At 72.3% G+C, this 15,338-nt stretch carries 10 protein-coding genes; 6 read left to right on the forward strand and 4 right to left on the reverse strand.

Annotated elements, in window-relative coordinates; translation table 11 throughout:
- Positions 1–101: 101 nt before the first annotated feature.
- Positions 102–1,187, reverse strand: a complete 1,086-nt coding sequence (locus tag CRP52_RS06760) for a ScbA/BarX family gamma-butyrolactone biosynthesis protein (protein WP_097235568.1) — start codon at positions 1,185–1,187, stop codon at positions 102–104.
- 164 nt (positions 1,188–1,351) lie between these two features.
- On the opposite strand from CRP52_RS06760, the gene CRP52_RS06765 reads away from it, so the two are divergent.
- The gene (locus tag CRP52_RS06765) at positions 1,352–2,002 is read left to right on the forward strand and encodes a ScbR family autoregulator-binding transcription factor (RefSeq protein ID WP_257032320.1); all 651 of its coding nucleotides are present in this window, start codon (positions 1,352–1,354) and stop codon (positions 2,000–2,002) included.
- A gap of 280 nt (positions 2,003–2,282) precedes the next feature.
- Here the strand turns inward: CRP52_RS06765 and CRP52_RS06770 are convergent, their stop codons facing one another.
- The 3 genes from CRP52_RS06770 to CRP52_RS06780 form a co-directional block, all read right to left on the reverse strand.
- Entirely contained in the window at positions 2,283–3,395 is a 1,113-nt protein-coding gene (locus CRP52_RS06770; RefSeq protein WP_097235570.1) for a 3-dehydroquinate synthase II family protein, read from the reverse strand.
- Between the two features lie 159 nt (positions 3,396–3,554).
- Complete coding sequence (locus CRP52_RS06775) at positions 3,555–4,388, reverse strand: 2-amino-3,7-dideoxy-D-threo-hept-6-ulosonate synthase (protein ID WP_097235571.1); 834 nt, start codon at positions 4,386–4,388, stop codon at positions 3,555–3,557.
- Positions 4,389–4,552: 164 nt separating this feature from the next.
- Positions 4,553–5,635, reverse strand: a complete 1,083-nt coding sequence (locus CRP52_RS06780) for a ParB/RepB/Spo0J family partition protein (RefSeq protein ID WP_257032321.1) — start codon at positions 5,633–5,635, stop codon at positions 4,553–4,555.
- Between the two features lie 581 nt (positions 5,636–6,216).
- Here CRP52_RS06780 and car point away from each other — a divergent pair.
- From car to CRP52_RS06805, 5 genes are all read left to right on the forward strand, one after another.
- Positions 6,217–9,816 carry a carboxylic acid reductase gene (car, locus tag CRP52_RS06785; RefSeq protein ID WP_097235572.1) on the forward strand — a complete coding sequence of 1,200 codons (3,600 nt, stop codon included), beginning with the start codon at positions 6,217–6,219 and terminating at the stop codon, positions 9,814–9,816.
- A gap of 70 nt (positions 9,817–9,886) precedes the next feature.
- Positions 9,887–10,891: an aldo/keto reductase gene (locus CRP52_RS06790; protein WP_097235573.1), complete on the forward strand. Its 1,005-nt coding sequence runs from the start codon at positions 9,887–9,889 to the stop codon at positions 10,889–10,891.
- Between the two features lie 227 nt (positions 10,892–11,118).
- Positions 11,119–12,603 carry an MFS transporter gene (locus CRP52_RS06795; protein ID WP_097235574.1) on the forward strand — a complete coding sequence of 495 codons (1,485 nt, stop codon included), beginning with the start codon at positions 11,119–11,121 and terminating at the stop codon, positions 12,601–12,603.
- A gap of 648 nt (positions 12,604–13,251) precedes the next feature.
- Positions 13,252–14,298, forward strand: coding sequence for a ketoacyl-ACP synthase III family protein (locus tag CRP52_RS06800; RefSeq protein ID WP_097235575.1), 1,047 nt, complete (start codon positions 13,252–13,254; stop codon positions 14,296–14,298).
- The gene (locus tag CRP52_RS06805; RefSeq protein ID WP_097235576.1) at positions 14,298–15,290 is read left to right on the forward strand and encodes a 3-oxoacyl-ACP synthase III family protein; all 993 of its coding nucleotides are present in this window, start codon (positions 14,298–14,300) and stop codon (positions 15,288–15,290) included. The genes CRP52_RS06800 and CRP52_RS06805 overlap by 1 nt, the downstream gene beginning before the upstream one ends.
- Positions 15,291–15,338: the final 48 nt, after the last annotated feature.

A 15,338-nucleotide genomic window follows, 5' to 3' on the forward strand; every position in this document is an offset into this window, starting at 1 on the left:
CCCGGCCCGGCGCGGTGACCGCGTCGGCCGGGGCGCCCCGGACGCTCAGGGGGTGTCGTACGGATCCTTGCCGGGTCCGACGAGATCCACAAGACACTCCCTCAGACCGCGACCGCCTCGGGCACCAGCACCCGCTGCTCCGCCACGAGATCGTCCACCCGCGGCTCCACCCGCTGGTCCGCGGTCCCCGGGAGGGCCCAGGTCATCGTGGCGGTCGCCACCCGGCGGCCGGCCTGGACGGCGTCCACCCGCAGCTCCCCGGGGCGGCCGAAGCCGTCCTGGACCTGGAACTCGACCGGGGCGTACAGCTCGGCGAAGGCCACACAGGAGACCTGAACGCCCGTCAGGACGGGCAGCGGCCCCTCCGGCCGGCCCACCGAGGCGGGCTCGCGCATCAGCACGTGACCGAGCTGGCGGAAGCCCTCCAGCAGCACCATCAGCGGAATGTGGTCGGTCGGGTGGTCGAACAGCACGGCGTGGTCCAGTGCCGCGCGCATCTGCCAGGCCCCGCTCTCGGTCCGCTCCAGCACGCAGTCCCGGCCCCGCAGCCGGCCCACGCGCGCGGCGGGCAGCCGGCTCGCCGGCCGCGCCCCGTCCTCGGCCCCGGCCTCGACCGCGGCGCCCGCCCCGCGGTGCCGCAGCACCCGGTAGCGCTTGGGGTCCAGCGCGATGACGGAGATCGAACCGCGCCCGCAGGGCCGCCCGCCGATCGACAGCTCCACGTCCACCCGCAGCGAGGTCCGGTGCGGGGGCTGGCTGCCCAGATCGGTCCAGCGCGCGTGCAGCACCGGCTGGAGCGGCGTGGCACCGACCCGGAGCAGTTCGGGATCGGTGATCTCGAAGTCGAAGTCGCTGCCGACGAAGCAGTGCGTGAACGGCACGCCGTAGTAGGCGTGCGTCAGGTAGACCATGGCCTGGCGGATGGTCTCGGCGAAGAGCAGTGGATCGGCGTGGCCCTCGCCGTCCGGGTAGTAGAGGGCGTGGTCCCGGGGCCACTGGGCGGCGACCAGGAAGCGGTCGTCGCCCGAGGGCCGGGCGTCGGTGAGGAAGACCTCGGAGACTGCCGCGCGGTGGACCAGATGGCGCGGGACCGTCTGCTGGTAACTGAGCCGTTGGCCGGGATCATCGGAGAGGGTGACTGCGGAAGCGTCGGTCTCACCGGCTAGCGGATCGTGACTTGCTCGCATAACTTCCCCCGGGGGTCAGCTAGCACACGCCGCAACCGCTGCGGCGCGGTGTCTTGCTTGCCGAGTAGAATAAACCTTCGGGAAGGTATTCTCAACGCCTATGGGCCACGCGGTGGCCCGGCACAGGTCGAGGCTCGGCCGCACGCGCAAGGAGATGTCCACAAGTGGCCACACATCAGGAAAGCAGAAACCGGCACCACGCGGTGACGAACGCCAAGGGAGCACGACTCAAGCAGGAACGGGCCCTCCAGACCCAGCAGGCCGTGCTGGAGTCCGCCGCCGCGGTCTTCGCCGCGAAGGGCTTCCCTGGCGTGACGATCCTCGACGTCGCGGAACACGCCGGCCTGACCAAGGGGGCCGTCTACTTCCACTTCGCCAACAAGGAGGCCCTGGCGGAGGCCGTGGTGCAGGAGTTCTACCGCCGGCTGCCGCTGATCTTCGAACCGGCGCTCAAGCTCGGCCTCCCGCCGCTCAGGACGGTCGTGGAGGCCCTGCAACGGACGGCCGACGCCTTCCGGGACGACCGGGTGATCCAGGCCGGCGCGCGGCTGCAGATCGAGCGCGCCTACATCGGCACCACCCTGCCGACGCCGTACGCCGACTTCGAGGCCCTGCTCACCGGCCTGCTCACCCAGGCCGACGAGGCCGGCGAGCTGCGGCCCGGGCTCTCGCCCGAGGGCTACGCCCGCATCCTGATCTCCGCCTTCTTCGGTGCCCAGCACATCTCCTGGGTGCAGAGCGACCGCCAGGACCTCAAGGAGCGCGTCGGCGAGATCGTCGACGCCGTCCTGCCCGGCCACTCCCCCGCCGACTGATCCGCTGTCTGGTCCACTGTCCGACCTGCCGTTCGACCCACCGGACAGCACGGAGCAGACCCGGGCATCCCGGGCCTGCTCCTTCTTGCGTGTGCGGTCCGCTGCCGTGCCGTGCAGCGGGTTCCGCTCCTGCCGTCGCTCCTCGGTGCGGTGGGAGACCCGGCCGCCCCACCGGGGCGTGGGGCGGCCGGGTGGCTCTGGGGGCGCCGGCGGTACCGGGGCCTGTCCTCAAACCTCCGCCTGTGGGGCGACGCGGGTTTGAGGACAGGCCCCGGCCCCGTCACTGCTCGTGGAGGAACTCGCGGATCGCGTAGCCGACGTGGCGCTGGTCGGTCATGGTGTGGCCCAGGATGACGTCGCCCTTGCGCAGCTCGGTGAAGTTGTGGACGCTGCCGCCCGGGCCCAGCGCCCGCACGTGCCAGTCGTCCTGACCGACCATGTCCACCAGCTGACCGCTCGCGGTCCGCGCCTCGATCCGCAGCATCGGACGCGACTCCATCTTGATCCGCCCCACGATCACCGTGCGCACACTGCCGTCCGTGCTGACCGCCAGGATCTCCGAACCGCAGTGCAGCTCCGACAGGTACTGCGTCCGGTTGCCCGGCGTCAGCGTGTACGTCGACAGCGCAGCCGCGTTCACCCGGAACGGACGCGTCGGCATGTACGGCAGCGGGTGCGTCTCACTGGAGACCAGCATCAGACCACTGGAGTACGAACCCAGCAGGATGCCCTCGTTCGGACGCAGGTGCGAGCAGGTGTCCACGCACACCCGGTCCCCCAGACCCAGGTGCTGCAACTGGACGATCTCCAGCGGCTCCAGGTCCAGCGACGCCACCTGACCATGAGTCGCCTCGACCAGCTCGGTCACCTCACCCACCCGCTTCGGCGTGAACAGCACACCGTCCGAACCACGCTCCAGCACCCCGATGGTGATCTTCGCGTCCTCGATGTCCTCGACCACCGTCACGATCGAACCCTTGGCCTGGTCCGCCGCCGCCAGCAGGATCTCCAGCGGAATCTTGCTCGGGTCCTGCCGGAACTCCACCAGCGTCACCTCCGCCCGGTTCGCCACCTTGCACGCGACATCCAGCGTCTGCTCGTCCAGCACCCGCACCAGCACACCCGTGCGCAGCCCCGGACGCAGACCCTCGAACTTCTCCGCGATCGAGTGATCCGCCACCAGCAGATCCACCACCTCGACCAACCGGTCGATCAGCGTGGTCGGCGTCTCACCATTGACCACCGCCACCTTCGTCAGGTTCGGCGGGACCTTCCCCGCCAGATCCGGGTCGTCGAAGACGACCGCCTCGACACCGAGGTGAGCACTCTCCTCGATGACGGCAGACGCGAGCTCACCGGCGAAACCACGGAGATCGATCCAAGCGGACTTCATCGTCATTCCTCTTCCGTTGCTGTGTGATCGGCTGTCAGCGTGCGTGCGATGTGCGGTGGTTCAGCGTGCGATGTGCGGTGGTTCAGCGTGCGGTGCACGAGGTGCGGTGGTGCGGCGTGCAGTGCGGGCGTGCGGTGGATCGGTGGGCGCGGCCGGCCGTCAGGCGGCGGTCACGGCCGAGCTGGTCAGGTCGGGCACCAGGGCCTCGGGCAGCCGGAGGCCGGCGTGCACGCGCTCGGCGATGGAGCGGGCCAGTCGGCCCGGGTCCGCCGCCTGGAAGACGTTGCGTCCGACGGCGACGCCGGTGACGCCGGACTCCATGGTGCTCTCGATCAGGCCGAGGAACTTGTCGGTGTCCCCGATCACGCCGCCGCCGGCGGTCACGACCGGGATCGGGCTGGCCTGGACGACCTGGGCCATCGTCAACGGCGAGCCGGTGTACGGCAGTTTGACGATGTCGACGCCCAGGTCGGCCGCGACGTTCGCCGCGTGGGCGAGCAGCACCGGGTCGGCGGGGTCGGAGATGCGCGGCCCGCGGGGGTAGATCATCGCGAGCAGCGGGACGCCCCAGCGGGCACAGTGGTCGGCGACGGTGCCGAGGTCGGTGAGCTGCGCCGCCTCGGTGTTCGAGCCGAGGTTGATGTGCACGCTCACGCCGTCCGCGCCCAGGGCGACGGCCTCCTCCACCGCGCCGACCATGATCTTCGCGTCGACGTCGGCGGCGTGCCGGGTGCTGCCGTTCAGGTGGACGATCAGCGCCAGGTCCCTGAGCAGCTCGGCCGGCAGGAAGCGGACCCGGCCCTTGTGGACGACGATCCCGTCCACGTTGTTGGCGGACATCGCCGTGACCAGCCGGGTGAATCCGGTCGTGGTGGCCACCGGGCCGTCCGCCAGCGAGTGGTCGAGCGGCACGAGGAACGTCGTGCCGGACGTCGGATTGATGATCCGCTGCATCCGACGGCGCTTTCCCGTCCAGCCGTATGACTCGGTCATTTTCCTGCCCCTTTCCCGTCTTCCGGAGATCGTTCGTGGCTCTCGACTTCTGTTGTCCCCGACGGGATCAAAAATCGGCCGGTAATGTCAAGGCCGCCGTTTCGAGAACTCCGTCGAATTGGTTTTCCGTTGCTTCGGCGCCGGATTGTCCGGCGCCCCGGACATCAATAAACGTCCGAGACCGACGCAGAAGTCAAGGGAGCGGACCGCCGCCTTTCCAGCTGCACGGCGAGTTCCTGCCAGCCCTGCATGCTCACCATTGCCAGTTCGGATACGAAGTGCAGGCAGTGGTCGGGCAGGTCCGCGATCAGCCGCTCGCAGGCGTCCGGGTCCATCGCGGCGACCGCCAGGATGCTCAGCAGCAGCCGGCCGGACTGGTTGAACCGCAGCGAGGGATCGGTGCGCAGCGAGTTGAGCATCATCTCGGCGCTGCGCAGCGGGACGGTGGCCCGCATGACCGGGACGCTCGGCGGCGCCTCGGGGTAGCGCGCCGGAACCGTGGCCCGCAGGGCGGGGGCGGGTGGCGCACCCCGCTCGCGCAGCTGGTGGCGCAGTTGGTCGCGCACGCTGCGCACCGTGCCGACGGAGACTCCGGCGACCGCGCTGACCGCGCGCAGGGACGAGTTCGGCTCCCTGGCCAGGATCTCCCGGACGCGTTCGCGCCCGGCCGCGGCATCCACCGGCCGCACCCTGCCGTCCCGGCCGACCCTGGCCTGCCCGGCGGGCTGCCCGGCCTCCGCGCGCACCGCGGCGACCGTCTTGGGCGACAGCCCGGCGATCGCGGCGATGGCCCGGTTCGACCAGGTGTCGTGCTCGGCCAGGATGCGCCGCACGGCCGCCTTGCGGTCGGCCAGCGACAGCGGCAGGCCGTGCCGGACGTTCAGGCGCACGGCCAGGACGAACGCCCCGGGGTCGTCGCCGTCGAAGAAGCAGGCCCGGATCTCCCGCTCGCCCCTGAGCTGGGCGGCGCGGACCCGGTGCCGTCCGTCCACGACCCGGTTGGTGCCGCGTTGGACGATGATGGGCGGCAGTTCGGCTCCGGACCCCAGCTCCGCCAGGGTTCGGGCGTGTTCGCTGTCCTCCCCCGCCGTGCGGGGCGAGTCGGAGAGGACCAGGTCGGCGATGGGGATCCAGCGGACCTCCGCGCCGACGTCGATGTCCGCCTGGTGGGTGCCGGCGAGGTCGAGCCCCGGGGGGCCGGAGTCCTGGTTCCGTGTGCGGGTGTGGATCGCCTCGACGTCTGTCATTCCGCCCCCTCGGTCGCGTCCTCGGTTGCCACGTCCTGGTGTCCTGTTGTCCGTCCGGCGGAGGCGTGGGGCGCTCCGCCGACGTCATCGACAGTGCCAGCAAAAAATACCTTTAACAAGGTATATTCTTGTTTTCCCAGGTCAGATGGCATGCGGGGTGGGCAACTGGACCTCTTCCCCGGTTGCACACCCGCTCCGGACGGCCAGCCGGACAGGGGCTCGGGCGGCGGGCCGGCAGGGGCTCGGGCGGCGAGCCGGGCAGGAGGAGGGCCCGCCTGCAGAAGGCTGGCCCGCCGCTCGAACCGGGCGCTACGCTGGCCGCGCTCCGGCCGCCTGCTGTCCCCGCGCATTCCGCCGGGACACCGCGGCCCGATCGGGATTTCCCCTCCGGATTCCCGCACCGGAAAAGAGCGAATTCTGTGGCCGGCGGCCGAGCCCCGGTTTTCTCGACGACTCGCACACGGCGATCGGCGCACCGCCTCGGCGCGCCGGTCGGACCGACTTGGTTACGTACGGCGTTCCGCCCCGGCTCCCCGCGGGCGGGTGAACGGTCGGGCAGGCACGGCCGGAAAGGTGTAGTCATGAAGAACAATGCGCGAGTCGTTTCCACGCGCGCCGAGCTGGAGGCCAACCGGAAAGCGCGGATCGCCGGTCTGGTCGCGGCCGAGCCGGAACTCGCCGGCCACCTGCCGCTGCGGGAGGTCCACGACGCCACCGCCGAGGACGGGCTGCGGCTGGCCGAGATCGTCCGCCGGACGCTCGCGGGGTACGCGGACCGGCCGGCCCTCGGCGAGCGCGCCCGGGAGTTCGTCACGGTGGACGGGCGCACCGAGCTGCGGCTGCTCCCCCGCTTCGACACCGTCACGTACGGCGAGCTGTGGCAGCGGCTGCGGGCGATCGCCGCCGACTGGTACCACCACCCCGAGCACCCGCTGCGCGCCGGGGACTTCGTCGCCACCCTGGGCTTCGCCGGCGCCGACTACACCGCGGTGGACCTGGCCTGCAGCCAGGTCGGTGCGGTCGCGGTGCCGCTGCACAACAACGCCTCCGTGGAGCACATCGCCCACCTGGTGGCGGAGGCCGCGCCGCGCGTCTTCGCCACCAGCGTGGCCCGGCTGGGTCCGGTCCTGGACGCCCTGGACGCGGACAGCCCGGTGCGCCGGCTGATCGTCTTCGACCACCACCCCGAGCTCGACGAGCACCGCGAGGCCGTGGCGGCCGCGTCCCGGCGGCTGGCCGCGGCCGGCTCGCCGCTGACCCTGGAGCTGCTGTCCGAGGTGATCGGGCGCGGCCGCGAGCTGCCCGACCCGCCGGCCCTGCCTGCCGAGGACGGCACGGCGGAGGGAACGGCGGACGGCACCGGGGCGGCGGGGGCGCTGTCATCGCTGATCTACACCTCGGGCAGCACCGGCAGCCCCAAGGGCGTGATGTTCAGCGAGTCGACGGTGTCCCTGATGTGGCGCCCGCGCTGGGAGTCCGAGCACCAGTACCCCACGATCACCGCCAACTTCCTGCCGCAGAGCCACCTCGTGGCGCGCCGGCTGGTCGCCAAGACCCTCGCCCAGGGCGGCATCGCCTACTTCATGGCCACCAGCGACCTCTCCACCTTCCTGGAGGACCTGGCGCTGATCCGGCCCACCGAGCTCGCCCTGGTGCCGCGGGTCTGCGAGATGGTCTTCCAGAGCTACCAGAGCCGACTCGAACAGCTCGCCCCGCACGGCGAGTTGCCGGAGGCGGAGCACGCCGGGCTGCTGGCGCACTTCCGCGAGGAGGTGTTCGGCGGCCGGCTGGTCCTGGCCCCGTGCGGTTCGGCCCCGCTCGCCCGCGAGCTGGTCGACTTCCTGGAGGCCTGCCTGGAGATCCCCTTCCTCAACAGCTACGGCACCACCGAGACCGGCCTGGTCATGCTCGACCAGCGCGTCCAGCGGGCGCTGGTGCTCGACTACAAGCTCGTGGACGTCCCCGAGCTCGGCTACTTCACCACCGACTCCCCGCACCCCCGCGGCGAACTGCTGCTCAAGTCCCGGCTGCTCACCTCGGGTTACTACCGCCGCCCGGAGGTCACCGCGGAGGTCTTCGACGAGGACGGGTACTACCGCACCGGCGACATCATGGCCGAGCTCGAACCGGACCGGCTGGTCTACGTCGACCGGCGCAACAACGTGCTCAAGCTCTCCCAGGGCGAGTTCGTGGCGCTGGCCAAGCTGGAGGCCGCCTACGTCGCCAGCTCGCTGGTGCACCAGGTCTTCGTGTACGGGAACAGCTCCCAGGCGTTCCTGCTCGCCGTGGTGGTGCCGACTCCCGAAGCGCTCGAACAGACCCCGGACGAGGGCACGTTGAAGGCGGCGATCAGCGCGTCCCTGCAGCGCATCGCCCGGGACGCCGGACTCCAGCCGTACGAGGTCCCCCGCGACCTGCTGATCGAGACCGAGCCGTTCAGCCAGGACAACGGCCTGCTGTCCGACTCGACCAAGCACCTTCGGCCCCGGCTGAAGGCGCACTACGGCCCGCGGCTGGAGCAGCGCTACGCCGAACTGGCCGAGAGCCGGGCCAACGAGCTGCACGAGCTGCGGCAGGACACCGGCCGCCCGGTGCTGGAGACCGTCGCCCGCGCCGTCCAGGCGCTGCTGGGCACCGGCGAGCGCGAGCTGGACCCGACGACCCGGTTCACCGACCTCGGCGGCGACTCGCTCTCCGCGCTGTCGCTCTCCGGCCTGCTGCGGGAAGTCCTCGACGTCGAGGTCCCGGTCGGAACGCTGATCGGCCCGGCCAACAGCCTGCGCCGGATCGCCGACCACATCGAGCAGGCCCGCGACCAGGCCGCCGGAGCGGCCGCCGGACCGGGCGACAGCCCCCGGCCGGCCCGGCGCCCCGCCTTCGCCGACGTGCACGGCGACCACCCGGCCACCGTCCGGGCCGCCGACCTCACCCTGGACAGGTTCATCGACCCGGCCACCCTGGCCGCGGCCCCCTCCCTCCCGCGGCCGACCGGCGCGCCCGCCACCGTGCTGCTGACCGGCGCCAACGGCTACCTCGGCCGCTTCCTCTGCCTGGAGTGGCTGGAGCGCCTCGCCCCCGCCGGCGGCACCCTGATCTGCCTGGTCCGCGGCACCGACGACACCGACGCCCGGCAGCGCCTGGACCGGGCCATGGACAGCGGGGACAGCGAACTCAAGCGCCGCTTCGCCGAGTTGACCGCCGACGGCACCCTGCAGGTGCTGGCCGGCGACATCGGCACGGCCGACCTGGGCCTGGCCGGTGCGGACTGGGAGCGCCTGACCGCCACCGTCGACCTGATCGTGCACCCCGCCGCGCTGGTCAACCACGTGCTGCCGTACCGGGAGCTGTTCGGCCCCAACGTCGCCGGCACCGCCGAGCTCGTCCGCCTCGCCCTCACCACCCGGCTCAAGCCGGTCTCCTACCTCTCCTCGGTGGCCGTCGCCGCGCACGGCGCCCTGGACGAGGACGGCGACATCCGCGCCACCGACCCGGAGCGGCCGATCGACGGGAGCCACGCCAACGGCTACGCCACCAGCAAGTGGGCCGGCGAGGTGCTGCTGCGGGAGGCCCACGACCTGTGCGGGCTGCCGGTGACCGTCTTCCGCTCGGACATGATCCTCGCCCACGGCCGCTACACCGGGCAGGTCAACGTCACGGACACCTTCACCCGCCTGGTGCTCAGCCTGATCGCCACCGGGATCGCCCCGCAGTCCTTCTACCGGGCCACCGACCCGGAGCAGCCGGTGCGCGCCCACTACGACGGGCTGCCGGCCGACTTCGTCGCCGCCGCGGTGACCGCCCTGGGCGGCGGCGAGGCGGGCCACCGCACGTACAACGCGGTCAACCCGCACGACGACGGCGTCTCGCTGGACACCGTGGTCGACTGGCTGATCGCCGCCGGCACGCCGATCCACCGGATCGCGGACCACGGCGAGTGGCACGAGCGCTTCGCGACCGCCCTGCGGGGGCTCCCGGAGCGGCAGCGCCAGCACTCCCTGCTGCCCCTGCTGCACGCGTACCGCGCACCGGCGACCCCGGTGGCCGGCTCGGCCGTCCCCGCCGAACGGTTCCGCCGGGCGGTGCGCGGCGCCGGCATCGGAGCCCAGGGCGACATCCCCGGACTGTCCCGGCCGCTGATCGAGAAGTACCTGACCGACCTGCAGCACCTGCAGCTGATCTGACCAGGCCCTCCACCACCTCCACCGAGCCCGCCGTCACACCCGTGTCAGTGTCACGAAAGGACACAACCGCATGACTCTCCCCACCGCCCCGCTCGGCACCGACGGCCCCGCGGTGGGCGTCCAGGGCCTCGGCTGCATGGGCATGTCCGAGTTCTACGGGCCGACCGACCAGGCCGAGGCCCTGGCGACACTCGACGCGGCGCTCGACGCCGGCGTCACGCTCTTCGACACCGCCGACGTCTACGGCTTCGGCGCCAACGAGGAGCTGCTCGGCCCGTTCGTCCGCGCCCACCGCGAACGGGTCTTCCTCGCCACGAAGTTCGGCATCGAACGCCGGGCGGACGACCCGGCCCACCGGGGCGTCGACAACCGCCCCGGCTACATCCGCGCCGCGGTGGACGCCTCGCTGCGCCGCCTCGGTGTGGACACGATCGACCTCTACTACATGCACCGCCGCGACCCGGCCGTGCCGCTGGCGGAGTCGGTCGGTGCGATGGCCGAGCTGGTCGCGGCCGGCAAGGTGCGCCACCTCGGGCTGTCCGAGGTGACCGGGCCGGAGCTGCGCGAGGCGCACGCGGTGCACCCGATCGCCGCGGTGCAGTCCGAGTGGTCGCTGTTCTCCCGCGACGTCGAGCGCCAGGTCGTCCCGGCCGCCGCCGAGTTGGGGGTCGCCTTCGTCCCGTACTCGCCACTCGGCCGGGGCTTCCTCGCGGGGGCCTTCGCCGACGCCGGCCAGCTGGCGGCGGACGACAACCGGCGTTCGATGCCCCGGTTCACCGGCGCCAGCGCCGCCGCCAACGCGGCCCTGGTCGAGCCGGTCCGGAAGATCGCGGCCGAACACGGCGTCAGCACGGCCCAGGTCGCCCTCGCCTGGGTGCACCAGCGCGCCGCGGTGCACGGCCTCACCGTGGTCCCGATCCCCGGCACCCGCCGCCGCACCCGCCTGGCCGAGAACATCGCCGCCGCGGGCCTCATCCTGACCGCCGCCGAACTCGCCGCGCTCGAACCGATCGCCGCCCTGGTCTCCGGCACCCGGTACGCGGACATGCGCTTCACCTCGCACGGCCGCGAGTAGCCCGCACCGGTCACGCCCGCACCGGTCACGCCGGCGCCGGTCACGCCCGCACCGGCCGCACCCGCCTCGCCCAAACGCCGGGCCACCGCAGGCAACTGACGCCACGGCGGATGGCCCGGCTCCCCCGTCGCGGATTTACATACCTTTGCGAAGGGATTATTCTCGTCCCTACGGTGCCCGTCCGTGCGGGCGCCACCCCAGCCCGTCCCGAAGGAAGAAACCTCGTCATGGCTACTTCAGAAACCCGATCGCCACGGCGGGCCGGGTACATCCTCGCCCTGCTGGCGTTCACCCAGTTCATCGTCACCATCGACTACAACATCGTCTACGTGGCGCTGCCCGACATCGGTCGCGAACTCGGCTTCTCCGCCCAGTCGTTGCAGTGGGTCGTGAGCGCCTACGCGGTCGCGCTCGGTGGCCTGCTGCTGTTCGGCGGCCGCGCCGTCGACCGGATCGGCCCGCGCCGCATGCTGGTCACCGGCCTGGTGATCTACGCCCTCTCCTCGCTCGCCGGCGGACTCGCGCAGAACGCCGTGCTGCTGGTGGCCGCCCGCGCGGCCCAGGGCGTGGGCGGCGCGCTGCTCACCCCGGCGACCCTGATGCTCGTCTTCACCACCTTCGCCGCGGGCCCGGAGCGCAACCGCGCCACCTCCGTGTGGGGTGCCATGGGCAGCGCCGGCCTGGCCGCGGGCTCGCTCCTCGGCGGGGTGCTGACCAGCGCCTTCGGCTGGAGCTGGGTCTTCTTCGTGAACGTCCCGCTCGCGCTGGGCACCGCCTTCGCCGCCACCCGGGTCCTGCCCGCCGACCGTCCGCTGGGCAACGGCCGCAGCTTCGACGCGCTCGGGGCCGTGGTCGCCACCATCGGCTCGACGCTGCTGGTGTTCGGCCTGGTCAGCGGCCCGGACAAGGGCTGGGGCTCGATCGAGGGCGCCGGCGCCCTTGCGGTCGGCGCGGTGCTGCTGGCGGTCTTCGTCCTGATCGAGAACAGCTCCAGCGACCCGCTGGTGCCGCTGAAGCTGTTCCGCCTGCGGGGCCTCATCGTCGCCATGCTGGCGCTGATCGTCTTCCAGGCCTCCTCGGGCGGCACCTACTACCTGCTCACCACCTACCTGCAGAACGTGCTCAACTACGGCCCGCTGACCGCGGGTCTGGCCTTCCTGCCGCCGACCGTCGCCTGCATGCTGGTGGCGATGAAGCTCAACGCCCGCGTGCTGGGCTGGCTCGGCGTCCGCACCACGCTCTTCTGGGGCTCGGTCGGAACCGCCGTCGGGCTGGCCGCGATCATCGCCGGCATGTCCGCGCACGGCTCCTACTGGGCGGTGCTGCCGGGCGTGGTGATCTGGGGTGCGGGTGGCGGCTTCGCCTTCCCGTCGCTCTTCGTCGCCATCGCCTCCTCGGGCGCCGAGCCCGCCCAGCAGGGTGTCGCCTCGGCCCTCGCCTCCACCTGCCGTCAGATCGGCGGCGCCCTCGGCCTCGCCGCCCTGGTCGCGGTGGCCAACTCCCGTGCCGGGTCCGCCCCGGACACCACCGCGCTGGTCGGCGGGCTGCAGACGGCGGGCTGGGTCGCCGCCGTCGGGACGCTCGGCGGCGCCTTCATCGGGCTGGCACTGAAGAAGCAGCCCAAGCCGACCCCGGCACCCGCCACCACCGCCACCACCGCCACCGAGGAGGTGGCGACAGACCTCACCGAGGCAGCCTCACACGCAGGCTGACGCACCATCAGGAGCGCCACCCCCGGGCGGGCGCGGCCGACGACCCGACGGTCGGAGGCCCCGCCGCCGGCGCTCCTCGGCGCCCCGGTCGCCAGCTCGGCGACCGGGGCGCCGACCCATGTCCCCACTGCTCCGCCCGCACGGCACCGACCTGCGGCGGAGCTTCTGCCTTCGCACCCGGCCCGCCGCCGGGCCGGCCCGCCGCAGTTGCGACGCGAATCACCATGGCCCAAAGAACATACCTTCTGTAAGGTATTTGTTGTCGGTCGGGAATGGCTCCCGCCGTCCAAGTGGGGATGTCCCCCACTTGGACGGCAGCCGGGATGCCGCCCGCGGCGCAGAGCGCCGGTGTCAGCTCCCCGATGGTGGACGACCGCGTACCGCCACGCCAGATGCGGCGTGCCCGTTCCTCCCGGCCGAAACCGCACCGCCGGCCGTACCGAACCACCGGCCGTACCGAACCACCGGCCGTACCGAACCACGGTCAGACGCAGTGCCGGTCAGACGAACCACCGGTCAGACGCGGTGTCAGGCGGACGAACCGTCGGACGCCGTGCCGGTCGGACCGACCGCCGGCCCTCGGCCGACACCCGCTCGCCTGACGGAGAGCCGCACTCCCCACGAATCCCGAGCTTTCGAAGGAGCCCGATGAAATTCGGAAACGACCTGCGGATCAAGACCGTGACGTCGTGGTTCCCACCGGACCACGAGACCGTCGAGGACGCCATCGCCGCGGGCAAGCTGAGCACCTCGGACGCGGCCAAGATCGGCGTCCCCCACCTGCCGGTCTCCACCCGGTGGTCCGGTCCCGAGATGGCGCTGACGGCCGCCCGCGACGCGATCGACCGGGCGGGGTGGAGCCCCACCAAGGTGGGCCTGATCCTGCACTCCTGGATCTACCACCAGGGGCACGACATGTGGTCGCCGCCGCACTACCTGGCGCACGAGCTGGGCACGCCCGAGGCCCTGTCGTACGGCGTGTACCAGGGCTGCAACGGTGGTGCGCTCTCCCTCCAGCTGGTCGCGCGTCACCTGGCCACCGACCCCGGGCTGGAGGCCGCACTCATCACCACCGGCGACCGCTTCGAGCCGCCCGGCTTCCGCCGCTGGGTCTGCGACTACGGCCTGGGGTTCGGTGACGCGGGGACCGCGATGCTGGTGCACCGCGGCGACGACTCGGGATCCGACGACTACGCGCTCGTGTCCATGGCCACCGAGACCGCCTCCGAGCTGGAGCTGCTGCTGCGGCACGGCGACGACTTCAGCCCCGCGCCCCTGACGCACAACGAGTACATCGACCTGAAGCGCCCCAAGAAGTCCTACGTGGCGGTGCACGGCAAGGAGCGGTTCAGCGAGATCGCCGCCCGGCTGATCCGCAAGGTGATCGTGGACAGCGTGCACGAGGCGGGGCTGGAGCTCGACGACCCCCGGATCAAGTACATCGCCCTGCCGCGGCTCGGCGTGAGCCTGCTGGACTCCATCTACGCGCCGATCGTGGCCGACGTGCTGAAGGCCGAGGCGCTGCGTTTCGGCACGGCCACCGGCCACCTGGGGTGCGGGGACTTCCTCGCCAACCTGGTCGACCTGCGCGACCACGCCCTGCTCCAGCCGGGCGACTTCGCGCTGGTCGTCAACGGCGGGGCGGCCTGGACCTGGACCTGCGCCGTCGTGCAGGTGCCGGAGGCGAGTGTCTGATGGGCATGGGAATCCTCGGCCTGGGCGGCCACGTGCCGCCGCTGGTCATCGACAACGCACAGGTCGCCGAGTGGACCGGCGTGGACGAGAGCTGGATCGTGGAGCGGACCGGCATCCTGGAACGCCGTTACCGGGAGCCCGGCACCACCACCTCCGACCTCGCCCTGCCCGCCGCCCGCGAGGCACTGGCCGCCCTGCCCGACGCGCAGGACCGGCTCGGGCTGATCATCGTGGCCACCTCGACCCCCGACCAGCCGCAGCCCTCCACCGGCGCGGTCCTGCAGAACAAGCTCGGGCTGTCCGACGTCCCGGCCTTCGACGTCAACGCGGTGTGCTCCGGCTTCCTCTACGGTCTGGCGGTCGCCGACTCGATGCTGTCGGCGCGCCCGGCCGGGCTGGGCGGCGACCACGCCCTGGTGGTCGGCTCGGACATCTACTCCTCGTTGATGAACCGCGACGACCGGCGCACCGTCAGCCTGTTCGGCGACGGCGCCGGGGCGGTGCTGGTCGGCCCGGTGCCCGAGGGCTACGGCATCCTGAGCTGGCGGCTGGTCGCCCACGGCGAGCACCGCGACCTGGTCGAGGTGCCCGCGGGCGGCACCCGCGCCCCGCTGGACGCCGAGGCCCGGGAGGCCGGCGGGCACCTGTTCCGGATGCGCGGCCGCGAGGTGCGCGACTACGCGCTCGGCGTCCTCCCCAAGGTGATCGGCGAGGCCCTCGACCAGGCCGGGGTCCGGCAGGACGAGGTGGACCGCTTCATCCTGCACCAGGCCAACACCCGGCTGGTGGAAGCCTGCTGCGACGAACTCGGCCTCGACCCCGCCCGGGTTCCCCTCACCGCACCGCACTTCGGCAACACCGCCGCGGCCTCCATCCCGCTCACCCTGCGCGCGGAGAACGAGCGCCGGCCCTTCCGGCGGGGCGAGCGCCTGCTGCTGGCCGGCGTGGGCGGCGGCATGACCGCGGGGGCCGCCGTCGTCCGCTGGTACTGAGCCGGCCCGACGACAGCCGAAGAACCGCGCAAGAGCTACGGAAGGAGA

This window comes from Streptomyces sp. 1331.2 (assembly GCF_900199205.1).
Lineage (GTDB): Bacteria > Actinomycetota > Actinomycetes > Streptomycetales > Streptomycetaceae > Kitasatospora.